The sequence below is a fragment of the Pseudomonas canadensis genome (assembly GCF_030980095.1).
Lineage (GTDB): Bacteria > Pseudomonadota > Gammaproteobacteria > Pseudomonadales > Pseudomonadaceae > Aquipseudomonas > Aquipseudomonas canadensis.
Map to the genome: position 1 here is coordinate 6,055,091 of NZ_CP133298.1, position 21,019 is coordinate 6,076,109.

Consider the following 21,019-nt stretch of genomic DNA (forward strand, 5'->3'; position numbering starts at 1 on the left):
ATGCGTGCATGGATCGGCATGATCGGCCTGTTGTGCGCCTTTGGCGCCTCGGCCGCCCCGAAGATCGCGGTGACCGACCTGGCCTACGAGGCGCGGGTCGAGGAATACATCCACCAGGTATCGGCCAGCAACAACTTCCAGGCAAGCAGCCACTACGCCAGCGGTGCGTCGAACTACAGCGAGTACGAAAGCCGTACCAGCTATATCGAACAGACCGAGCTGCGCAAATTCAGCGGTGACATCAAGGGCGAGATCCTCAAGTCGCGTCAGTTCCAGCTGGTACAGGGCACGCCCTACACCGCCGATGCCAAGGGTGACGTCTACGACGTGATCAAGCGCATCAAGGCCGGTAACTTCAAGGGCGCCGACTATGTACTGTTCGGCACCCTGTCGGACATCGACTTCACCCAGGACATCAACGCCCTGGACCACACCAACAGCTACTCGGCCGTACTGGGCCTGACGTTGGTGGCGGATTTCAGCCTGATCAATACGCGCACCTACGAGATCACCTCGGCGTTCACCGCCATGGGTGAAGGCCAGGACACCAAGCTGGTGAACAGCCGCGATGTACGCGTGAGCCTGAACCGGCCGCGTGTGGTGAAGGAAGTATCGAAAGCACTGGGTGAGGATGTGGCGCGGCAGTTGGCGGAACAGTTGGGTGGCGGGTATCAAGACCCCGGCAAGCCGCCGCTACGCAACAACCTGCCAAGGGATGAAGCACCGAAGATTTTGCGCTGAGCCTAGAACTCACTGCCAACACAAAACCAATGTGGGAGCGAGCAAGCCCGCTCCCACATTTTTGATTCGGTTTCTTCAGTTGGCGTGCGGTTTACGCCGTTGCGCGATGCAAGCTGGCCAGGAAACCCGCAGCGCCGACAAATAACCCGGCAAACGTACGGTTCATGCGTTTCTGCTGCTTAGGCGTGCGCAACAGGCGCAACACCTTCGACGCCAACCCCGTATACCCCGCCATCACCACCATGTCGACGCAGATCATCGTTGCACCCAAGATCAGGTACTGGATCAGCAGCGGCGCCTGCGGGTTCACGAACTGTGGCAGCACCGCCAGCATGAACACCAAAGCCTTGGGGTTGCTGGCATTGACCAGAAAACCACGGAACATCATCGCCATCGGCTTACCGATCGGGCGCACAGCGGCGTCATCGGTCATGTCCATGGGCAAGGCGCGCCATTGCTTGATGGCCAGGTACACCAGGTACGCCACGCCAAACCATTTGATCGCATAGAACGCGGTGGAAGATGTCGCCAGGATGGCACCCAGGCCGCAAGCGACGACGGCAATTTGCATCGCCAGCCCCAGTTGCAGGCCGATGGCGTTCCAGTAGCCGCGCAGGAAGCCGTATTGCAGGCCGCTGGACATCGAAGCGATGGCGCCGGCGCCGGGGGAAAGGGAGATGATCCAACTGGCCAGGAAAAAGGCCAGCCACGTATCAAGTGCCATTGCACACCTCAAGAGGGAGTTTGCTGTTGTGCCTTAAGCTAACTCCGCCGACCAAAGGCTGGCTATAGTTTTTTACAAGATGTGAATACTAGCGGTCGCCCGGAAACACGTGAGTACCGGGCCAACGCCGCACAGAGCGCTGAAAGAACAGGCTGTTGGGCACTTGAACCATTGCGCTGTCGGTACCGGCCTCTGCCACTTCGACCAGCGTGGTGTAGAGCAGGTTGATCGCCACGACCCGCCCCTTCACCCCCGGTTTGTCGACGGTATCCACCAACTCGACGATATCGCCCAGGCGAAACGGCCCGACGGTGAAGATCAGAATGGCGCACAGCAGGTTGGACAGTACCGACCACATGGCGAAGAACGCCACGGCGGCAACCGCGACAAACCCCGACAACGCCGTCCACAACACCGTGGCGGACACACCCAGGCGCCCCAGCACAAAGATCAGCGCACTGCCCATGATCAGCCAGCGCAGACCACCGCGCAGCGGCATCAGCAGCTGCGGCGGGAACGGGTAACGCTCACCCAGCCGGGTCAGGCCTTTGGCGACAAAACGCTGGGCAAGGTAACCCGCCAGCAGGATCAGCAGGATTTGCACGCCAACCCACACGGGCTCGACCCACTGCGTCGGTATCGGCAACTGCAACGCTTCCATCAGGACAGCGCCTCCAGCTCCGCTTGCAGGGTTTCGAGCAATTCGAGGGCTTCCATCCAGGTCTCCTCCAATTGCCCTTCACGCACCTTGAGCTTGGCCTGTTCGGCCAGCAGGTCGCGCAACTCATCCTTGCGGGCGGCCTCGTAGACGGCGCTATCGCCCAGGCTGGCTTCGATCTTGGCCAGGCGCTCATGCACCTTGCCCAACTCGGCTTCCAGCTTGTCAGCCTCACGCTTGTGCGGCGCCAGTTGCTGACGCAACGCGGCGGCGGCTTGGCGCTGGGCCTTTTTGTCGGTCTTGTCCGGGTTGACCGGGGTGTTGCTGACCGGCGCGTTGCGCAGGCGGTAGTCCGTCAGCCAGCGCGCGTAGTCGTCCAGGTCGCCGTCGAATTCCTCGACTTTGCCGTCCGCCACCAGCAGGAAGTTATCCGTGGTGCTTTTGAGCAAATGGCGATCGTGAGACACCACCAGTACCGCGCCGCTGAACTCCTGCAGCGCCATGGTCAGCGCCAGGCGCATTTCCAAGTCCAGGTGGTTGGTCGGTTCGTCGAGCAGCAGCAGGTTCGGACGGTCCCAGGCGATCAATGCCAGGGCCAGGCGGGCTTTTTCGCCGCCGGAGAAGTTCAGCACCGGCTCGTCGATGCGCGCGCCACGGAAGTCGAAACCGCCGAGGAAGTCGCGCAGGGTCTGCTCGCGCTCGGTCGGCGCCAGGCGCTGCAGGTGCAGCAACGGGCTGGCCTTGGAATCGAGAGAGTCCAGCTGATGCTGGGCGAAGTAACCCACCACCGTGTTCTCGCCTCGGGTCAGTCGGCCGGCCAGGGGCGAAAGCTCACCGGACAGGTTCTTGATCAGCGTCGACTTACCCGCGCCGTTGGGGCCAAGCAAACCGATGCGCGCACCCGGCGTGAGCTGCAGCTTCACTTTTTCCAGGATGGTTTTGTCGCCGTAACCCAGGCGCGCATCGGAAAGATCCAGCAACGGGCTGGAGATCTTCACCGATTCGCGGAACACGAAGTCGAACGGCGAATCGACATGGGCCGCCGACAACTCCTCCATGCGCTCCAGGGCCTTGATCCGGCTTTGGGCCTGGCGGGCCTTGGTGGCCTGGGCCTTGAAGCGGGCGATGTAGCTTTCCATATGCGCACGCTGCGCCTGTTGCTTCTCGAACGCTTGCTGCTGCTGGGCCAAGCGTTCGGCACGGGCACGTTCGAACGCGGTGTAGCCGCCACGGTAGAGGGTGATTTTCTTCTGTTCGACGTGGGCGATGTTGTCGACCACGGCGTCAAGGAAATCCCGGTCGTGGGAAATCAGCAGCAAGGTGCCCTGGTAACTTTTGAGGAAGTCTTCCAGCCACAGGATCGCATCGAGGTCCAAGTGGTTGGTCGGTTCGTCGAGCAGCAACAGGTCCGAGGGGCACATCAAGGCCTGGGCCAGGTTAAGGCGCATGCGCCAGCCGCCGGAGAAATCAGCAACCGGGCGGTCCATCTGTTCGTTGGTAAAGCCAAGACCGGCGAGCATTTTGCGGGCGCGGGCGTCGGCGGTGTAGCCGTCGGCACTGTCGAGTTCCGAGTGCAGGCGCGCCTGGGCGGCGCCGTCCTGGGCTTTCTCGGCCTCGGCCAGGTCGTGTTGCACCTGGCGCAGGCGCAGGTCGCCATCGAGCACGTAGTCGATCGCGATACGGTCCAGGGTGTCGATCTCCTGGCGCATATGGGCGATGCGCCAGTCGGCCGGCAGCAAGCAGTCCCCGGAATCCGGGGTCAGCTCACCCAGCAACAGGGCGAACAACGTGGATTTGCCGGCGCCGTTGGCACCGATCAGGCCGGCTTTGTGACCGGCGTGCAGGGTCAGCTCGGCGTCTTCGAGAAGACGTTGCGGGCCACGCTGTAATGTTAGGCTTTGAAGTCGGATCATAATGGCGGCGGAGTCTACCAGCTTCGTTGGCCGCTGGCTTGGGTGTGAATATGTACGCTGACCTGTGGAGCTTTGCCCTCTCGACTTACGCCCGCCCAGGGTGCGAAGCCGCTTGCCTGCGTTTGCAGGCGCAAGGTGCGGACGTGTGCCTGTTGCTGTGTGGCGCGTGGCTGGAACAGCGTGCGGTGACAGTAACCGCCGAACGCATACAGGCGCTGAAGCACATCGCCAGGCCTTGGCAGACAGACGTGATCGAACCGCTAAGACGGGTGCGCACACAATGGCGCGCCATGGCGCAGCAGGATGAGGATTTGGCTGGGTTGCGCGAGCGAGTCAAGGCCCTGGAGCTGGACGCCGAACGGCAGTTGCTGGCGCGCCTGGAAGCGTTGGCGCAAACATGGCCTATAGGAACGGCGATAGATCAACTGCACTGGCTGGAAGGACTGGCAGCTGAGGATGCCGCCAACCTTGACCACGACGCGCTGCAGCAGCTGCGCGTCGTGGTCACCAACGCTTAGGAAGCGCTGGTTGGAGTGGTGCTTGGCGCTACCGGTGCAGTCGCGCTGCTGGCCGGTGCAGTTGGAGCGGTGGACGCTGCCGGGGCAGCAGCAGGCGTTGCTGGCTTGGCCGGTGCTGGTTTTGCGGCAGTTGGCTTGGCAATGGCTGGCTTCGCAGCGGGTTTTGCAGCGGCAGGTTTAGCAGCTGGCTTCGCGGCTGGTTTCGCAGCAGCAGGTTTAGCGGCTGGCTTGGCAGCCGGTTTCGCAGCAGCAGGTTTAGCGGCTGGCTTGGCGGCCGGTTTTGCAGCAGCAGGTTTAGCAACTGGCTTAGCGGCAGGTTTCGCAGCAGCAGGTTTAGCAACTGGCTTAGCGGCAGGTTTCGCAGCAGCAGTTTTGGCAGCTGGCTTGGCGGCTGGTTTCACAGCAGCAGTTTTGGCAGCTGGCTTGGCGGCTGGTTTCGCAGCAGCGGTTTTAGCAGCTGGCTTGGCGGCTGGTTTCGCAGCAGCGGTTTTAGCAGCTGGCTTGGCGGCTGGTTTCGCAGCAGCGGTTTTAGCAGCTGGCTTGGCGGCTGGTTTCGCAGCAGCGGTTTTAGCAGCTGGCTTGGCGGCTGGTTTCGCAGCAGCGGTTTTGGCCGCTGGCTTGGCGGCTGGTTTCGCAGCAGCGGTTTTGGCCGCTGGCTTGGCGGCTGGTTTCGCAGCAGCGGCTTTGGCAGCTGGCTTGGCGGCTGGTTTCACAGCAGCAGTTTTGGCAGCAGGTTTTGCCACAGCTTTAGCAGGTGCCTTGGCAGCAACAGCCTTGCTCGCTGGCTTTTTCGACGCGCTCGCTGCAACCGCTTTTGCAGGGGTACGAGCACCCAGCACTTTAGCCACAGCTTCCTTCACACGACCAACGCCCTGGGCCAGTTTCAGGCTTTCCTGGGCATCTTTTTTCAGTTGGGAAATGTAGGCGCGGGTTTCAGCTTGGCGATCCTTGAGGGCGTCCAGCAGGTCCTCAAGTTCTTTGACAGCGTCTTTGGCTTTGGCTTGTGCCTTGGCCTTGCCGGCAGTGGCGGCGTCTTGCAGTTTGGTGCGGGATTTGTGCAGCTTTTCTTGCGCTTTACCGCGTTGTTTTTCCAGCTTGGCGAGCAGTTTTTCTGCATCGGCCAGAGCTTGGGAACAAGCGCTTTCCAGATGTTCGAGCAAGCTGCCCGAGAGTTGTTGGAGTAAGTGCAACGGGGTATTAACAGGCTTCTGTTTGGCCGACATGGTTTACCTCCTGGCTGACGTGGGTGCGGCTCATACTAGCCCTCTGCTCTTACCGCCGCTAGGGCATGTTGACAGTATCGTTTGCCTTGCGTTGCACCGTGTGAAAATTCTTATCGATATAACGAAAATACACGGCACTTTTTGCGCCTTCACACTGGCATAATCCGTCGCACTTTCGGCGGGAGAATGCCCATGTCGCGTTACCTTTTTCTTGTGCTGGGCTTGGCGGTTTCGGTGGCCAATGCAAGCGATCAATTGCCGACAAAAAACACTGATCAGAATCAGCATGACCTCGCCTACAGCCTGGGCGCCAGCCTTGGTGAACGCCTGCGCCAGGAGGTTCCCGACCTGCAAATCCAGGCGCTGATCGAAGGCCTCAAACAAGCCTACCAAGGCAAACCCTTGGCGCTGGACAACGCTCGCATCGAACAGATTCTCGCCCAGCACGAAGCACAAAACGAAGCCGACGCACAGGCGCCTCAAAGCGAAAAAGCACTCGCGGCCGAACAACAATTCCTGAGCAAAGAAAAAGCGGTAAAAGGCGTGCGTGAATTGGCGGATGGAATCCTGCTCACCGAACTCACCTCTGGCACAGGTGAAAAACCCAAAGCCAGCGACCAGGTCCAAGTGAAATACGTGGGGCGGTTACCCGATGGCACGGTGTTCGACCAGAGCACACAACCACAATGGTTTCGCCTGAACAGTGTGATCAGCGGCTGGAGCATTGCGCTGCAACAGATGCCGGTGGGGGCGAAATGGCGGCTGGTGATTCCATCGGCCCAGGCCTATGGCGCGGATGGCGCCGGCGAATTGATTCCGCCTTACACGCCATTGGTGTTCGAGATCGAATTGCTCGGAACGCGTTCCTGATCCAATAAAAAACGGTGCGTCATGCGCACCGTTTTTTGTATGGCTATCGAGGGTCAGGCCTGAGTGGCAGGCTCTTCCTTGTGGGCGTTGTGCAGCACTTCGATCAGGCAGTCTTCCAATTCGAAACGCTCGTGAAGCAGTGCGCCCAATTCTTTGAATTTCTCTGCAACACATTGCCCGGCATCACACAGGTCGGTGAACGCCAGCAGCTTCTCGGTAATGGCATCGATGCGCGGGTAAAGGGTCTCAGCCAATTCCAGGCCACGCTGATCGTCGAAGGCTTCCGCTTCCTTGGTCAGCTGTTCGTAGACGCCGAAATGGCCGGCTGACACGTAGTCCACCAACACACCGCAAAAATCCTGCAACGGTTCACGGTTCTGCGCCAGTGCCTCGGGCTTGGCGCCGAGCGCATCAAAGGCCCGAACCAGTTCGTGACGTGCCTTCAGCCAGCTGTCGATCAGCTTGTGCACCCCACCCCAGCGTTCCTGAGCATTCTGACAACTTTCCAGCATGATGATCTCTCTTCCCTATAGGGGCGCTGCCGCCTGGTGCCCGCGCAACACTTCAAGGATAAAGCAGCAGCCGGACAAGGCCGCATCTGACAAACGGTTTCAATCATACGTGCGGGCCAGATTATGCCCGCATGACTGTGGCTTCAAGGTACGCAGGACAGAAAGTTCATACAAGTGTTTAATCCCGTCCTACGAACCGCAACTGACCTTCAGCGTTTCACCGGACGCAAATGATGGCTTAAAAGCAGCCGTGAAAACTGCATGCCCCCCAGGATCAACATCCCGACGAAGAACAACAAGCTCCATTCCGGCACACTCAAGTCAAACAGCGTCCAGTTGATCTCCACACAGTCAACAGTGCCTTTGACCGTCAATTGCAGGGCCTGCGAAAACGACAGGTTTTCGATCATGTAGTGCAGGCTAGGCCAGCAATCAGCCGCCTGACCCGGTGCGGCGTTTTGTAGCAATACCTGGCGTGTGGCGGTAATGGCGCCGAGCAACGCGAAGGCCATGCCCGCCAGCCCATACACGCAGCCCACGGAGCGCTGGGGGTTATGGATCACGGCGACCAGATTGATCAATGTGAAAGCAGCCAGGAACCCCCTTTGCATCTGGCACAGGAAGCAGGGGCGCAAGGAGACGCCGAACTCGAGGTAAAAGGACGCGCCCAATGTCAGCGCACTTGCCAGGAACGCAAGGAAAAACAAGGAGCGTGAAGGGGCCAAAGACATGCTTTATCCGCACCGCGAAAGATAGGTCGCTACGGTAGAGGAAAGGCCTGACCCCTTTCAATACGTGCCAGAGCAGACGATTCCGCGAGACGGTAAGGACTTACCGCCAGAAGATGGAAGACGTTGGGCTATTGAGCGTCGGACGCTGCCCACAAACGCTCTACAGCCCGTCTTTTCTACGTAATGAGGGGGTGGCTGCCAGACATATCCGAGCCAACCATCAACCATCGCCTACATCAAGCGCGGACCGGAACAGGCAGCGGTGACGCCAGCAAACGGTTATCCAACAACCCCAGCCCCTCTTGGAACAGCTGGTTGCTGCGCTCCGTATCACCCAGTTGCGCCAACAATCGCGCCAACTCGGCACAGGCCTCGGGATTACGCTGCACCTGAAGGCTACTTTCCAGATAATCCCGCGCTTTGCCCCACAGGCTGTTTTGCAAGCACAGGCGGCCAAGCGTCAGCAGCAGGCTGGCATCACCTGGGTGATCCTTGAGCCAACCTTCGGCAAACTTCAATTGCTTGGCGGGGTCACTGCCACGCAGCAAGCCGTAGAGTCGAATCAGGTGGCTGTCGTAGCCGCGCTTGATCGCACCACGCAGCGCTTCTTCGGCGTTGGCATCGGCGCCCAACTGGCGCAGTTGCTCGGCATAAGCCAACACCAATTGCGGCTCCTGGCGCTGGGCTGAAGTGAGTTGCTGCCAGGCCCGCTCGAGGGATTGCAAGCCGGCCTCGCCCTGCTCTTCACGCTGGGCCGCGAGGCTCAGGTTCTCGCCCCACGCGCGACGCTCAAGCTCGGCCAGCTCGCTGGCGGGCAGCACTTTATCCTTGCGCAGTTCCGGCAGCAGGCGGATCACCGACGACCAATCGCCCCGCTGCTGATGCAAACGCTGCAATTGACGCAGGACTTGGGCGTTGTGGGGATGACGTTCGTGCATGGCCTGCAAGGTGGTCAGTGCGCCGTCAGTATCGCCGCGGTCCAGTTGCAGTTGTGCATGGCTCAGGGCAACCGCGAGCTCGGCTTGGGGCTGACGCTCCAGGGCGCGCTCCAGCAGACCGTCGGACTCTTCGTAACGCCCCTGCTCATTGGCGGCACGGGCTGCGCCGAGGTAGTAGAGCAGTGGCTGACGCTCGGCTTCGGCGGCACGGTGCAAGTGGCGCTCGGCACTGGCCCAGCGGCCTTCGGCGAGGTCCATCTGGCCCTGCTCGATGGCGATCTGCACGCGACGGCTGCGGTTACGCCGCGACCACGGGTTGACCACCCCACCGGAGGTGGTGACCAGGCTCAGCAGCACACGGACCAGGTAGATCGCCAGGCCGATGGCAAACACCGCTACCAGGGTCGCCCACAAGCTCGACTCGTAATGCAGCACATGAGGGTAGGTAATCAGCACGTAGCCGGTGTGTTTCGAAATGCCCACGGCCAGTGCCAGCGCGATTGCAATCGCCAGCACCAGAATCACATAGAAACGTTTCATCGGCTCTACTCCTGCTTCGCCGGCGTGGCCGCCGCCTTGGCTTCGTCGGCAGACAGATGACGACGTTCAAGGTACGCCTGCACGGCAGCAAGGCTCGCAGCCAGGTCCGGCGTCACCACCGATACCGCCTTGGGCTCAAGCTCGGCGATACGCGCCAGCATCGCCTTGCTCTGCGGGTTGTCCTGGTTGAAGTTGTCCTGCAACACGCTGCGCGCCTCGCCCAATGAGCGGCTATAGACCGCCGACTCACCATTGAGCGCTGCCCATTGCGCCTGTTCCAGCGCCAGGCTCAGGGCCAGGCGCACCTGGTTCAAACCTTGGCCGGCCAGCAGCGGACGGACGTTGTCATCCGGGTTGAAGTCGATGCGGAAGTAACGGGAAATCTGCTCCCACCATTGGCTCCAGCGGCTTTCCGTATCGGTGCTTGGACGACCCTGGGAAGCAGGTTCGGTCAACTGATATTCAGGAGCGATAGCTGCCAGTTGCACCACTTGATCACGCAAGGCCGCCAATTGCAGGTACAACCCGGTGCGGTCTGGCTGCTCGGTACTGCGCAACGCGGCAAGGCTCTTGGCCAACTGCTCACGCGCGGCGTAGGCGCCTGGATCGCTTTGCTCGCGAAGAATCTCGTCAGCACCCTGGACCAACGCCTGGGCGCTATTGATATCTTGAAGGGCAGAAAGGCGCAGGCTCGCCAGGCGGATCAAGTGCTCCGCCTCAGCCAGGCGCCAGTCCTTGCGGCTGGATCCCAGCACAGTTTCCAGGCGTTGGCTCAGGCGCTGCTGATCACCCTGCAATTGGGCCACCAGGCGACGGCGCTCCTCCAGCTCATCCGCAGCCGGCAACTGCGCAAGTCGCGCTGCCAGTTGTTGCTGGCTTTGCTTGAGGGACTGGGATTGGTCATCGAGGGTCTGCACCTGGCCCAGCTGCTGCTGGCTGCTGGCTTGCAGGGCGCGGACCTGCCAGATTCCCCAACCGCCAGCGGCCACACCGGCAACGCCGAGCAACAGGGCGACGATTGCCAGGCCATTGCCACGGCGCGGCGCGGAGACCGGTGACTCAACCGGCGCATCAAGTGCGGGTTGGGTTTCATCTTTAGGCAAGGCTGTTTGGCTCACGTATCCGTCCTTTGCGTTTCAGAGAGTGGGAACGGGATAGCTCCGTATCGCCACTAACAAAGCCGCGGCACTCGCGCCGCGACAATCCACAACTTTTTCTGCGCCAGCGGCCCGCGCCATCTCTAGGACTCGCGGGCTTGGCACGAACAACGGCAGCTGTGCAACTTGGGGCCAATCGGCTCCAGCCAGGGTTTGCAGGTGTAAAAAACCCTGCCCACTGCTGACCACCAGGCCGTTCAAGCGTTCCAACTGGATGCGTTGCATCAGTGCCCCGGCGTCGTAGGCCGGCAGGAAACGGCGATACAACTCCAGATAGTCGACACTAGCACCTTGTTCACGCAAACGCTCCGCCAGCAGCTCCCGACCGCCCTCGCCGCGCAGGATCAACACCTGGGCATCCGGGCGGGCGATAGCCTCGCGTAACGCGGGCAATTGAAGCAAAGCCTCGCTGTCGTCGCCAGTAGGCGGATACTGAACATTGAGGCCATGCTCGGCCAGCACCTGCGCGGTAGCCGCGCCGACACTGAACCACGTCAGCTGTGGCCATGCGCGATCCAGCTGCACCACGGCAAGGCGCGCCGCCGGCTTACTGACGACGATCACCGCACAGTAACGCCCCAGGTCATGGAAGACGGATTGCTGTTCAGGTGTGACGGGGAGCGGCTCAATATCCAGCAAAGGCAGGCTGCTGCTGAAAATGCCAGCTTCGGACAACGAGGCGGCCAGGGCCACCGACTCCTCGGCAGGCCGTGTCAGCAACACGCGCCATTCAGTCACTGCGGACCGGCCTCGCCGTAGACTTTCTGCAGGATGGCACCAGCGCCTTTGTCCAGCAGCTCCTCGGCTACCTGGATACCCAAGGCCGTGGCTTCACGCTGCGGGCCGCGCACCTCGGCGGTCAGGAGGGTGCCGCCGTCCGGATCGCCCACCAGGCCACGCAACCAAAGATTTTCACCTTCAAGCACGGCGTAGCAGGCGATCGGCACCTGGCAGCCACCGTTGAGGTGCTTGTTCAGGGCACGCTCGGCCGTGACGCGGACTTCGGTGTCATGGTGATCCAGGGGTTCGAGCAGGGCGTGGATTTCACAGTCGGCGGTGCGGCATTCGATACCCACGGCGCCCTGTCCGCCTGCAGGCAGGCTGTCCTCGACACTGATGGCCGAGGTGATGCGGTCTTCGAAGCCCAGGCGAATCAAGCCGGCCGCGGCGAGGATGATCGCGTCATATTCACCGGCGTCCAGCTTGGCCAGTCGAGTGTTGACGTTGCCGCGCAGGAAGCGGATCTGCAGGTCCGGGCGACGGGTCAGCAGCTGTGCCTGACGACGTAGGCTCGACGTGCCGACGATGCTACCCAGAGGCAACTCATCCAGGGACGCGTAGGTGTTGGATACAAAAGCATCACGCGGGTCTTCGCGCTCGCAGATGCAAAACAGACCCAGGCCTTCCGGGAAGTCCATGGGCACGTCTTTCATCGAATGCACGGCGATGTCAGCTTCGTTTTCCAGCAGCGCGGTTTCCAGTTCCTTGACGAACAAACCCTTGCCGCCGATCTTCGACAGTGGCGAGTCGAGCAGCTTGTCACCGCGACTGACCATGGGCACCAGGGACACCTTGAGACCAGGATGGGCCTGTTCCAGGCGTGCTTTGACGTATTCGGCCTGCCACAAGGCCAGGGCGCTTTTACGGGTGGCGATGCGGATTTCGCGAGAGGACATGGATCAATCCGTACTGAATAGATACGGCAGATAATAACAGCTCAGGCAAATACGCTTTGATTTGAATCAGCAAGTGCGGGGCCTCCCTGGCCTCGTCGCACCGGGATATGGAATGCAAGCCTCGCCACAGCCCTGGGGCTAAAGCTGCTGCATCATCTTGCGCACACCGGCGACGTGCCGTCGGCTGACGATCAACGCGTCACCGTTAAGGCCTTTCAGGAATAGCTGAAAGTGGCCCAGGGGCGTGCGTTGCAGGCGTTCGATTCGCTCGCGGGCCACCAGCGCATTGCGGTGGATACGCACGAAGCGGTCGCCGAATTCATCCTCAAGCGCCTTGAGCGGTTCATCGAGCAGCACTTCGCCGCCCTGATGGCGCAAGGTCACATACTTGTGATCGGCGATAAAATAGACCACCTCGCCCAAGGGGATCAGCTCGATACCTTTGCGGGTGCGTGCGCTGATATGGCTGCGCGGCCCGTTGCCACTCTGGGCTGCTGGCTGAGTCAGGGCGGCGAGTTGCACACGGGTTGGGCGCTCGGCTTTTTTCAGGGCCTTGAGCAATGCTTCGCCAGCCACCGGTTTGGTGAGGAAGCTGACACCGCTAGCTTCCAGCGTCTCCGCGGAAAACTCATCGCCTGCTGCGCAAAACACCACGGCGGGTGGCGACTCTCGCTCGCTCAGTCGGGCGGCAACTTGCAGGCCATCGAGGCCTGGCATACGGATATCGAGCAACACCACATCCGGCTTGAGGCTGTCGATCAGCGTCAAGGCCTCTTCGCCCGTGGTGGCGCTCGGTTCGAGTACTGCGTAACCCTCGAGATCACTGACCAAACGGCTCAGTCGCTCGCGGGCTTGGGGTTCGTCATCAACGATCAGGACATTCATATTGCGCTGGATTCCTGCGTGAGTCTCGCACAAGGATAGCGTAGACAGGTGCGGTGACTTGCGTCACAGCGATCCACGCTAAGACTAGCGCGAGCGGCAAAAAGTGCCCTGAGAGTGGCACCCATATTTACCCGGACCTGTTCAATAGCGCCCAAGACCTGCTGCCTTCGGGCATCGTCGTAGGGTTTGCTGATACACAATCCGAATACCCCCCTTTTTTAATGGATAGTCTGGGCTCTGACCGCATCACCCGACTTTGGTGCATTCACACACTATCAGTCCAACTGTAGACGCTCACTGAGACGACATTGCTCAATCGTCAAATATCGTTTCAATAAACCCCTGTACCCAGTCTCGTCCTGGACGCGTTCGGCGGCAAGGCACTTAGCCATCCTTTGCACAAATAAAAATGCCGACGACCCGCAGCACCGCGTCCACGGGCAACCCTGTTATTATCGCCGGCACACTTCCATGCCTCTTTATTAAGCAGATCACGAGCGAATCCATGAGCACCGACAAGACCAACCAGTCCTGGGGCGGCCGCTTCAGTGAACCCGTCGACGCCTTCGTCGCCCGCTTCACCGCCTCCGTCACCTTCGACCAGCGCCTGTACCGCCACGACATCATGGGCTCCATCGCCCACGCGACGATGCTGGCCAAGGTCGGCGTGCTGACCGACGCCGAGCGCGACAGCATCATCGACGGCCTGACCACCATCCGTGGCGAGATCGAGGCCGGCACCTTCGACTGGCGCGTCGACCTGGAAGACGTGCACATGAACATCGAGGCCCGCCTAACCGACCGCATCGGTGTGACCGGCAAGAAGCTGCACACCGGCCGTAGCCGTAATGACCAGGTGGCCACCGATATCCGCCTGTGGCTGCGTGATGAAATCGACCTGATCCTGTCCGAAATCACCCGCCTGCAAAAAGGCCTTCTGGAACAGGCCGAGCGTGAGTCGGACACCATCATGCCGGGCTTCACTCACCTGCAGACCGCACAGCCTGTGACCTTCGGCCACCACCTGCTGGCCTGGTTCGAAATGCTCAGCCGCGACTACGAGCGCCTGGTGGATTGCCGCAAGCGCGCCAACCGCATGCCATTGGGCAGCGCCGCGCTGGCCGGCACCACCTACCCGATCGACCGCGAATACACCGCGCAATTGCTGGGCTTCGACGCCGTAGGCGGCAACTCCCTGGACGGCGTGTCGGACCGTGACTTCGCTATCGAATTCTGTGCCGCCGCGAGCATCGCCATGATGCACCTGTCACGTTTCTCCGAAGAGCTGGTGCTGTGGACCAGCGCGCAATTCCAGTTCATCGACCTGCCGGACCGTTTCTGCACCGGCAGCTCGATCATGCCGCAAAAGAAAAACCCCGACGTCCCCGAACTGGTGCGTGGCAAGAGCGGCCGCGTGTTCGGCGCCTTGATGGGCCTGCTGACCTTGATGAAAGGCCAACCCCTGGCCTACAACAAGGACAACCAGGAAGACAAGGAACCGCTCTTCGACGCTGCCGACACCCTGCGCGACTCACTGCGCGCGTTTGCCGACATGATCCCGGCGATCAAGCCCAAGCACGCGATCATGCGTGAAGCGGCGCTGCGCGGATTCTCTACCGCGACTGATCTGGCGGACTACCTGGTACGCCGTGGCCTGCCGTTCCGCGACTGCCACGAAATCGTCGGCCACGCAGTTAAGTACGGCGTGGACACCGGCAAGGACTTGGCGGAAATGAGCCTGGAAGAACTGCGTCAGTTCAGTGACCAGATCGAGCAGGACGTGTTTGCCGTGCTGACCCTGGAAGGCTCGGTAAATGCCCGTAATCACATCGGCGGTACTGCACCGGCGCAGGTGAAAGCAGCTGTGTTGCGCGGCCAGGAATTGCTCGCCAGCCGCTAAAAGCATCGCAGGCAAGCCAGCTCCCACAGGAAATCGCATTCCAATGTGGGAGCCGGGCTTGCCCGCGATAGCGTCCTGCCAGACGCCAAAAATCTATTTCTTGGCCGCGATCATCGCCATAAACGCCGGCATCGCCGCCTCTCTGTCCGCCGCCACTTTCTGAGCGTTGGGCATGGCGTGCAACCTTTCCAGCAACGCCTTGGCCGCCGGCATTTCAGCCAGCAGATCCAGGCCAAACAGCTTCTCGCCCACCGCGCAGGCGAGGTTCACGCTGTACATGAAATACAGATCGGCAATGGTGAAACTCTCCCCCGCCACATAGGGTGCGAACTTGCCGTGCCTGCCCAACGACCCGAAACCCAACAGCAACTCGGCCTTGGACTTCTCCTTGATTGCCTCCGGTACCGACATGCCAAAAAACGCCTCGGCAAAACACGCACGGGCAGGCAACTCGATGTACAGCTCGATTTCTCGGCACAGCGCCAGCACCTGTGCACGCTGGAACGGCTCGGCCGGGAGCAGTGCCGGCCCTTCCTGGGTGTGTTCGATGTATTCGAGGATCACGCTGGTCTCGTTGATATACCCCTGCTTCACGCCCAGCACCGGCACCTTGCCGCGCGGGCTCACGGCCAGGGCTTCGGGGGTTTGACCTGCGTAAAAAGGCACCTCTTCGAAAGGCAGCCCTTTCTCCAGCAGCGCCAGCTTGACCATGTTGTAGTAGTTACTGACCGAGAATCCGTAGAGCTTGAGCATTGCAGGTGCCTCCAGGCCGGGAATGGGGTTGGCTGCAAGTGTTATAGATCCCGACGCCAGCCCTGACCAGAAGCATCACCGGCCTGAATGGAGTTAGACTGGCGCCCTTTCCTTGAGGAGCCTGCCATGAGCGAGCCGACCGATATCGACAACGACGAAGAAGAATTCGCCGAAACCACCCTGATCGAAGCGATCGAGAACCAGATCGAGAGCGAAAACCCACCGGCCGCCAAGGCCACGTTCAACAAGCTGACCCTGGTGGGCTACGAGCGTGAAGAGATCCTGCAACTGATGGCTCACGTGCTGGCTATCGAGATCGACGCGCTGCTGGAAGAGGACCGCGCCTTCAATACCGAATGGTATGAAACTGCACTGCGCGCGCTGCCGGAATTGCCGCCCGAAAAGCAATAAATCCAACACGCGGCAACACACTGGACAGTTCGGCAAAGTGCGTTCACCTTATGGCCTGCTAGCCTCTAATAAATTCTTAGAAAGTCTGGAGTCCTTATGTCGTATACCCCTGAGTTGGTTGCCGAACTGGAAATCCTTGTACTCTTCCCATTGGACAGCACCAAAGAAGGTCTGAAAGTCCACCAGACCGCCGCGCCGACTGCCATCGCCGCTGCCAAACGCCTTCACGCGAAAGGACTTATCGACCAGCCGGACGGGGGCTACCTGACCAGCCTTGGCCGGGACGCCGCAGAGCAGGCCCAGACCCTGCTGACTATCTTGACCACTGCCACGACCAAAGAAGCCGCCTGATACCGGATACCGCCCATGGAGTCCGCCCTTTGCGGATTCCAAGGGCGTTGCTGTGTAAGTGCAAAAATTCTGACGTCAAAAACCATTTGCCTCTAAAACTCCTACGCTACTGGCTGTAAACTCCTACACGGCCGCCCACGTCGGGCCCTGCGAGCCACCGAGTTCGACATGACCCGCACCCATGAAATCCGCCCCGACCTGGACGAAGGCATCGACCGCAAGGTGCTGGCCCAGTTGCGCGCGCGGTTCATGGCCCTCAATGAAGGCCGCATCGCCCGGGCCATCGAGGGGCTGACGCCGCGCCAGCAAAGCGTGCTGAACCTGTTGCCGCTGTTTTTCCACGTCAACCATCCGTTGCTGCCAGGTTATGTGTCGGGCAGTACGCCGGCAGGCTTGTCTAATTACGAACCGGACGCCCAAGCCCTCACCGAAGCCCAGCGCCTGACCCGTTCGTTCTCCTACAAACCGCGCCATGGCAACCCGCCGCGACCGATCCATGGCCTGTTCCTGATGGGCAGCCTGGGCACCCTGGCCCAGGCCGACCAGAGCGATATGGATGTGTGGGTGTGTCACGCCCCGGACCTGAGCGAAACTGAGCTGGCCGAACTGCGCAAAAAGTGCCAGTTGCTGGAGGCCTGGGCCCTGACCATGGGCGCCGAGGCGCACTTCTTCCTGATCGAGCCGACACGCTTTGTGCTCGGAGAGCGTGACACGCAACTGAGCTCCGACGACTGCGGCACCACTCAGCATTACCTGTTGCTGGATGAGTTCTACCGCACCGCCATCTGGCTGGCCGGACGCACACCGATCTGGTGGCTGGTGCCGGTGTATGAAGAAACCCGTTATGCCGAGTTCACCCACACGCTGATTTCCAAGCGTTTTATCCGCGCCGACGAAACCCTCGACCTGGGTCACCTGGCGCGCATTCCCCCAGGCGAATTCATTGGTGCCGGGCTGTGGCAACTGTTCAAAGGCATCGAGTCACCCTACAAATCCGTGCTCAAGCTGCTGCTGACCGAGGTCTACGCCAGCGAACACCCGAACGTGCACTGTCTGAGCCTGCGCTTCAAGCGAGCGGTGTTCGCCAACCAGATGGATCTGGATGAGCTGGACCCGTACATCGTGGTGTATCGCCGCATCGAGGAATACCTCAAGGCCCGCAACGAGCCCGAGCGCCTGGAACTGGTGCGGCGCGCGCTGTACCTGAAGGTCAACCGCAAGCTCAGCGCGGGCCAGCGCACCACCAGTTGGCAACGCCTGCTGCTGGAGCGCCTGGCCCATGAATGGGGCTGGGACCAGCGCCAATTGGCGTTGCTCGACAGCCGCAGTCAATGGAAGGTGCGCCAAGTTGCCTCCGAGCGTCGGGCGCTGGTCAGCGAGCTCAATTACAGTTACCGCTTCCTGAACCAATTCGCCCGCACCGAACAAACGGTCAGCCTGATCAACAAGCGCGACCTCAATGTGCTGGGTAGGCGCCTGTACGCCGCCTTTGAACGCAAGGCCGGCAAGGTCGAGTTCATCAACCCCGGCATTGCCCCGGACTTGGCCGAAGACACCCTGACCCTGGTGCAATCGCCCAATCGCAAGGAGCCGGGCCAGCACCACTGGGGCCTTTACAACGGTAACCTCACGGCGCTGGAATGGGAGCATTTTGCGCCGATCAAGCGCAGCCGCGACCTGCTGGAAATGCTCACTTGGTGCCATCGCAACGGCGTGATCGACAGCAGCACCCGCCTGGCCTTGCACCCCGGCACCAGCGACATGACCGAATTCGAGCTGTTCAACCTGCTGGGCAGCCTGCAACAAACCATCGCCCTGCCCCTGGCCAGTGTGGATGAAGAGCGCCTGCTGCGCTCGGCCGTGCCGGAGGAAGTGTTGTTGCTGATCAACGTCGGCGTCGACCCGCTCAAGCATCACCGCGACCTGAATATCCTGATGACCACCGAGCGCACCGACTCCCTGAGCTATGCCGGTGTACGCGACAACCTGGTGCTGACCCTGGACCAGGTCACGCTCAACAGCTGGAACGAGGTGATGGTCAGCCGCTTTGACGGCCCGCACGCGCTGCTCGACTGCCTGCGCGACTACCTCAACCAGTTGCCGCCGGACCATCTGCCACGCCTGCGGGTACGCTGTTTCTGTCACAACCGTGCGCAATTCATTGCCCAGCGCGTGGAAGAAATCTTCGACACCGCGCAGAACCTGCTGCTCGGCCAGGGCAATCACCGCTATTTGCTTCAAGTGCAGCAGCACTATCACGTCATGGAGCTGATTCCGGGCCAGGCCACCCATGTATCCCTGCCGACCCAGGATGCGCTGATCGCCTACCTCAGCGAAGAATTAGCCAACTACAGCCCGTTGCACCTGGACGCCATGGCCCTGGAAGACCACGACCTGGCGTTGCTGCTGCCGATGGGGATGGCCGATTGCGTGCAGGTGTTCTACCGGGTCAACGAAGGCTTCGCCGAACTGTATGTGCTGGATGAATTCAACGCGCTCTGGCAACAGCGCCTGCCGTTTCACGATGAACAGAGCCTGTTGGCGCCGTTGCAGCGTTTCTTGCAGTCGATCATTTATCGCCGGGACGCGCTGTCGCCGCTGGACCCGCAAGAGCCGCTGGGCGCGGTACAGGTCTTGTATTACCAGCTATTGCCATCTGGCAACGGCCGCGCGCGCGGCATCGAACCTCGACCTGCGCCGCTGAACCCGGCGAACAAACCGTTTTACGACGTGCAGGCGATTATCGGCAAGGCCGCCCCAGGCCAGGTGGGCATTACCTTGTACTGCAATCAGCGAGAGTTTTCCGAACTGGAATTTGGCGACCAACTCTTTGCAGTGGTCGCCCAGGAAATCGTCGGGCAACGGCGGGAGATCGAGCGTTACCGCTGCTACATCACCGACCTGGACCTGTCCGGCCTGCTCGGCGATGTGCAAAGCCCGAGCAACCTGTACCTGCGTTACAAGGCCGAGCTGGAGCTGTCGCTCAACGTGGCGCTGAGTCAGATTTAGAGAGGGAAGGCGCCGCCGTCTTTAGGTTGTCCTTCAACATTGAGCAGTTCCAGCTTGAGGGTCTTGCCGCCCGGCGCCGGCCAATCGATGTGCTGGCCAACCTGCAAACCGAGCAACGCGCTGCCCACGGGAGCCAGGATCGAGATCTTCCCTTCGTCCGCATTGGCGTCTTTCGGGTAGACCAGAGTCAGGTGGTAGTCCTTGCCGCTGCCTTGCTCACGGCAATGCACGCTGGAGTTCATGGTCACGACACCCGCGGGCACTTCATCGTGGCCAACCACGTCTTCGGCGCGGTCGAGTTCGGCTTGCAACGCTTCGACGCCGGGAGATTCGTCGCCCAAGCGGTCGATCAGTTGCTCCAGACGCTGCACGTCAAGACGGGTGAGGATGATGGACGGTGCGGTGGTCATGATTCAGGCAGACTCCTTTTTTCTGCACAAAAAAGCAAAACCCCGCCAGGAAAAGGCGGGGTTCTCACGGGCCTCGATGAGTTGAGGCGTACCCGGACACTACCACAGCGTCACAAATAAACAAGACGGGCTCAGGCGTGGGCCCGGCGCTGCTCGGCCTCGGCGCAGATCACCCGGCGCCGCGCGTCGTCGGCAGAGCGCCATTCCCGGATGTCTTCCACGTGGCGGAAGCAGCCGAGGCAGACTTTCTGCTCATCCAGGCGACACAAACTGATACAAGGTGATGGCACCGCGGGGCTGACATTACTGAACAGCGGCTTGGGCGGGCGGACGGGTGCAGGCTGGGTCACAGTCAGATCTCGTCGAAATCCAGCGCTTCGCCGGTATATTCCTCGACCAGGCGCGCGAGCATTTCACCCAACAGCTCCTCACTTTTGTCGCACTGCCATTTGCCGCTTTCTTCGTCGAAGTCGAAGTGCACACCACCGGAGCGCGCCGCCAGCCACAGCTGACGCAACGGCTCCTGGCGGCTGAAGATCAGTTGCTGGCCAGTGTCGAACTTGACGGTCAGCACGCCGGCCGAGTTTTCCAGGTCCACGTCCAGGCCGCTGTCGTCGAAAATATCTTCCAGCGCCTGCTGGGTCGAATCCACCAGGTCGTGAAAACGGGCTTCGGTCAAACTCATTGTGGCAACCTCAAAAGTGTCTGGTTTTGCTCAAGCGCCGCACGATACGGGCGAGCCCCGCCGATTGCAAAGGATACCGATTTCAACACGATTGACGGTGTGAAAAATCCTCAAGCAGCGTAGTCCGCTTCCCGGCCGTGTCGGCAAACCCCCGCCGGACGGGTATTCCAGCGCATAGGCAAGCTGGCGGGTGGTCGGTATACTCAGGCGCAATTAATGCATATTCAAGGATTTCGCCATGAAGCGCCTGATCTCTTCCCTTGCTGCGCTCGTCGCGGTCGCTTGCCTCGTTAGTGCCTGTGGTCAAAAAGGCCCGCTGTACCTGCCCGATGACAGCAAAGATCCGAATGAGCAGGCGCAATCGTCGCAAAAGCCTTCCAAAGCGCATAAGCACGACACCTACGAATAAGGGAC

23 protein-coding genes are annotated in these 21,019 nt (G+C 60.8%); 8 read left to right on the forward strand and 15 right to left on the reverse strand.

The annotated features are described in order from the left end of the window. Complete coding sequence (locus RB216_RS28275; protein ID WP_236320740.1) at positions 1-741, forward strand: penicillin-binding protein activator LpoB; 741 nt, start codon at positions 1-3, stop codon at positions 739-741. A gap of 91 nt (positions 742-832) precedes the next feature. Here RB216_RS28275 and RB216_RS28280 read toward each other — a convergent pair whose 3' ends face one another. From RB216_RS28280 to RB216_RS28290, 3 genes are all read right to left on the reverse strand, one after another. After that, complete coding sequence (locus RB216_RS28280) at positions 833-1,465, reverse strand: LysE family transporter (protein WP_028618426.1); 633 nt, start codon at positions 1,463-1,465, stop codon at positions 833-835. An 88-nt stretch (positions 1,466-1,553) separates the two neighbouring features. After that, complete coding sequence (locus RB216_RS28285; RefSeq protein ID WP_028618427.1) at positions 1,554-2,126, reverse strand: mechanosensitive ion channel family protein; 573 nt, start codon at positions 2,124-2,126, stop codon at positions 1,554-1,556. Next, entirely contained in the window at positions 2,126-4,036 is a 1,911-nt protein-coding gene (locus RB216_RS28290; protein ID WP_028618428.1) for an ATP-binding cassette domain-containing protein, read from the reverse strand. Before RB216_RS28290 ends, RB216_RS28285 begins: the two co-directional genes overlap by 1 nt. Before the next feature lie 50 nt (positions 4,037-4,086). On the opposite strand from RB216_RS28290, the gene RB216_RS28295 reads away from it, so the two are divergent. Continuing rightward, positions 4,087-4,554 (forward strand): TIGR02444 family protein, encoded by a 468-nt coding sequence (locus RB216_RS28295; protein ID WP_308908129.1) that lies wholly within the window; start codon positions 4,087-4,089, stop codon positions 4,552-4,554. Here RB216_RS28295 and RB216_RS28300 read toward each other — a convergent pair. Further along, positions 4,551-5,777 (reverse strand): AlgP family protein, encoded by a 1,227-nt coding sequence (locus RB216_RS28300; protein WP_308908130.1) that lies wholly within the window; start codon positions 5,775-5,777, stop codon positions 4,551-4,553. The genes RB216_RS28295 and RB216_RS28300 overlap by 4 nt on opposite strands. Before the next feature lie 192 nt (positions 5,778-5,969). Here RB216_RS28300 and RB216_RS28305 point away from each other — a divergent pair, with 192 nt between their 5' ends. Further along, positions 5,970-6,647: an FKBP-type peptidyl-prolyl cis-trans isomerase gene (locus RB216_RS28305; RefSeq protein WP_028618431.1), complete on the forward strand. Its 678-nt coding sequence runs from the start codon at positions 5,970-5,972 to the stop codon at positions 6,645-6,647. Positions 6,648-6,700: 53 nt separating this feature from the next. On the opposite strand, the gene RB216_RS28310 is transcribed toward RB216_RS28305, so the two are convergent. The 7 genes from RB216_RS28310 to RB216_RS28340 form a co-directional block, all read right to left on the reverse strand. Next, on the reverse strand, positions 6,701-7,159 hold the full coding sequence (locus tag RB216_RS28310; protein ID WP_028618432.1) for an Rsd/AlgQ family anti-sigma factor: 459 nt from the start codon (positions 7,157-7,159) through the stop codon (positions 6,701-6,703). Positions 7,160-7,368: 209 nt separating this feature from the next. Beyond that, positions 7,369-7,890, reverse strand: a complete 522-nt coding sequence (locus tag RB216_RS28315) for a disulfide bond formation protein B (protein WP_308908131.1) — start codon at positions 7,888-7,890, stop codon at positions 7,369-7,371. A 236-nt stretch (positions 7,891-8,126) separates the two neighbouring features. Beyond that, positions 8,127-9,368: a heme biosynthesis protein HemY gene (locus RB216_RS28320; RefSeq protein ID WP_308908132.1), complete on the reverse strand. Its 1,242-nt coding sequence runs from the start codon at positions 9,366-9,368 to the stop codon at positions 8,127-8,129. Positions 9,369-9,373: 5 nt separating this feature from the next. Continuing rightward, positions 9,374-10,486 carry a uroporphyrinogen-III C-methyltransferase gene (locus RB216_RS28325; RefSeq protein WP_308908133.1) on the reverse strand — a complete coding sequence of 371 codons (1,113 nt, stop codon included), beginning with the start codon at positions 10,484-10,486 and terminating at the stop codon, positions 9,374-9,376. 18 nt (positions 10,487-10,504) lie between these two features. Further along, entirely contained in the window at positions 10,505-11,263 is a 759-nt protein-coding gene (locus RB216_RS28330; protein ID WP_028618436.1) for a uroporphyrinogen-III synthase, read from the reverse strand. Further along, on the reverse strand, positions 11,260-12,201 hold the full coding sequence (hemC, locus tag RB216_RS28335) for a hydroxymethylbilane synthase (RefSeq protein WP_236317225.1): 942 nt from the start codon (positions 12,199-12,201) through the stop codon (positions 11,260-11,262). The genes RB216_RS28330 and hemC overlap by 4 nt, the downstream gene beginning before the upstream one ends. Positions 12,202-12,339: 138 nt before the next feature. Next, positions 12,340-13,086, reverse strand: a complete 747-nt coding sequence (locus RB216_RS28340; RefSeq protein WP_028618438.1) for a LytR/AlgR family response regulator transcription factor — start codon at positions 13,084-13,086, stop codon at positions 12,340-12,342. Positions 13,087-13,591: 505 nt separating this feature from the next. Here RB216_RS28340 and argH point away from each other — a divergent pair. Next, a complete protein-coding gene (argH, locus tag RB216_RS28345; RefSeq protein ID WP_028618439.1) occupies positions 13,592-14,986 on the forward strand; it encodes an argininosuccinate lyase in 1,395 nt (464 codons plus the stop codon). Positions 14,987-15,079: 93 nt separating this feature from the next. Here argH and RB216_RS28350 read toward each other — a convergent pair whose 3' ends face one another. Continuing rightward, entirely contained in the window at positions 15,080-15,739 is a 660-nt protein-coding gene (locus RB216_RS28350; RefSeq protein ID WP_308908134.1) for a glutathione S-transferase family protein, read from the reverse strand. A gap of 126 nt (positions 15,740-15,865) precedes the next feature. Here RB216_RS28350 and RB216_RS28355 point away from each other — a divergent pair, with 126 nt between their 5' ends. The 3 genes from RB216_RS28355 to RB216_RS28365 all read left to right on the forward strand — a co-directional run bounded on the left by RB216_RS28355 (position 15,866) and on the right by RB216_RS28365 (position 19,510). Next, positions 15,866-16,150 carry a hypothetical protein gene (locus RB216_RS28355; protein ID WP_028618441.1) on the forward strand — a complete coding sequence of 95 codons (285 nt, stop codon included), beginning with the start codon at positions 15,866-15,868 and terminating at the stop codon, positions 16,148-16,150. A 96-nt stretch (positions 16,151-16,246) separates the two neighbouring features. Beyond that, positions 16,247-16,501, forward strand: a complete 255-nt coding sequence (locus tag RB216_RS28360) for a TIGR02647 family protein (RefSeq protein WP_010207442.1) — start codon at positions 16,247-16,249, stop codon at positions 16,499-16,501. Between the two features lie 168 nt (positions 16,502-16,669). Then, positions 16,670-19,510 (forward strand): class I adenylate cyclase, encoded by a 2,841-nt coding sequence (locus tag RB216_RS28365; protein ID WP_308908135.1) that lies wholly within the window; start codon positions 16,670-16,672, stop codon positions 19,508-19,510. Here RB216_RS28365 and rnk read toward each other — a convergent pair. From rnk to cyaY, 3 genes are all read right to left on the reverse strand, one after another. Beyond that, entirely contained in the window at positions 19,507-19,920 is a 414-nt protein-coding gene (gene rnk, locus RB216_RS28370) for a nucleoside diphosphate kinase regulator (RefSeq protein ID WP_236317229.1), read from the reverse strand. The two genes, RB216_RS28365 and rnk, sit on opposite strands and share 4 nt — an antisense overlap. Before the next feature lie 131 nt (positions 19,921-20,051). After that, positions 20,052-20,270 carry a DUF1289 domain-containing protein gene (locus RB216_RS28375; RefSeq protein ID WP_015886498.1) on the reverse strand — a complete coding sequence of 73 codons (219 nt, stop codon included), beginning with the start codon at positions 20,268-20,270 and terminating at the stop codon, positions 20,052-20,054. A gap of 2 nt (positions 20,271-20,272) precedes the next feature. Next, complete coding sequence (gene cyaY / locus RB216_RS28380; protein WP_308908136.1) at positions 20,273-20,605, reverse strand: iron donor protein CyaY; 333 nt, start codon at positions 20,603-20,605, stop codon at positions 20,273-20,275. A gap of 238 nt (positions 20,606-20,843) precedes the next feature. Between cyaY and lptM the strand changes: the two genes are divergently transcribed. Continuing rightward, positions 20,844-21,014: an LPS translocon maturation chaperone LptM gene (lptM, locus tag RB216_RS28385; protein WP_010207449.1), complete on the forward strand. Its 171-nt coding sequence runs from the start codon at positions 20,844-20,846 to the stop codon at positions 21,012-21,014. Positions 21,015-21,019 lie beyond the last annotated feature (5 nt).

Bases quoted from the DNA above. Each gene is read 5' to 3' on its own strand.
- RB216_RS28275 (WP_236320740.1), top strand. From the start codon at position 1: ATGCGTGCATGGATCGGCATGATCGGCCTGTTGTGCGCCTTTGGCGCC.
- RB216_RS28280 (WP_028618426.1), bottom strand. From the start codon at position 1,465: ATGGCACTTGATACGTGGCTGGCCTTTTTCCTGGCCAGTTGGATCATC.
- RB216_RS28285 (WP_028618427.1), bottom strand. From the start codon at position 2,126: ATGGAAGCGTTGCAGTTGCCGATACCGACGCAGTGGGTCGAGCCCGTG.
- RB216_RS28290 (WP_028618428.1), bottom strand. From the start codon at position 4,036: ATGATCCGACTTCAAAGCCTAACATTACAGCGTGGCCCGCAACGTCTT.
- RB216_RS28295 (WP_308908129.1), top strand. From the start codon at position 4,087: ATGTACGCTGACCTGTGGAGCTTTGCCCTCTCGACTTACGCCCGCCCA.
- RB216_RS28300 (WP_308908130.1), bottom strand. From the start codon at position 5,777: ATGTCGGCCAAACAGAAGCCTGTTAATACCCCGTTGCACTTACTCCAA.
- RB216_RS28305 (WP_028618431.1), top strand. From the start codon at position 5,970: ATGTCGCGTTACCTTTTTCTTGTGCTGGGCTTGGCGGTTTCGGTGGCC.
- RB216_RS28310 (WP_028618432.1), bottom strand. From the start codon at position 7,159: ATGCTGGAAAGTTGTCAGAATGCTCAGGAACGCTGGGGTGGGGTGCAC.
- RB216_RS28315 (WP_308908131.1), bottom strand. From the start codon at position 7,890: ATGTCTTTGGCCCCTTCACGCTCCTTGTTTTTCCTTGCGTTCCTGGCA.
- RB216_RS28320 (WP_308908132.1), bottom strand. From the start codon at position 9,368: ATGAAACGTTTCTATGTGATTCTGGTGCTGGCGATTGCAATCGCGCTG.
- hemC (WP_236317225.1), bottom strand. From the start codon at position 12,201: ATGTCCTCTCGCGAAATCCGCATCGCCACCCGTAAAAGCGCCCTGGCC.
- RB216_RS28340 (WP_028618438.1), bottom strand. From the start codon at position 13,086: ATGAATGTCCTGATCGTTGATGACGAACCCCAAGCCCGCGAGCGACTG.
- argH (WP_028618439.1), top strand. From the start codon at position 13,592: ATGAGCACCGACAAGACCAACCAGTCCTGGGGCGGCCGCTTCAGTGAA.
- RB216_RS28350 (WP_308908134.1), bottom strand. From the start codon at position 15,739: ATGCTCAAGCTCTACGGATTCTCGGTCAGTAACTACTACAACATGGTC.
- RB216_RS28355 (WP_028618441.1), top strand. From the start codon at position 15,866: ATGAGCGAGCCGACCGATATCGACAACGACGAAGAAGAATTCGCCGAA.
- RB216_RS28360 (WP_010207442.1), top strand. From the start codon at position 16,247: ATGTCGTATACCCCTGAGTTGGTTGCCGAACTGGAAATCCTTGTACTC.
- RB216_RS28365 (WP_308908135.1), top strand. From the start codon at position 16,670: ATGACCCGCACCCATGAAATCCGCCCCGACCTGGACGAAGGCATCGAC.
- rnk (WP_236317229.1), bottom strand. From the start codon at position 19,920: ATGACCACCGCACCGTCCATCATCCTCACCCGTCTTGACGTGCAGCGT.
- cyaY (WP_308908136.1), bottom strand. From the start codon at position 20,605: ATGAGTTTGACCGAAGCCCGTTTTCACGACCTGGTGGATTCGACCCAG.
- lptM (WP_010207449.1), top strand. From the start codon at position 20,844: ATGAAGCGCCTGATCTCTTCCCTTGCTGCGCTCGTCGCGGTCGCTTGC.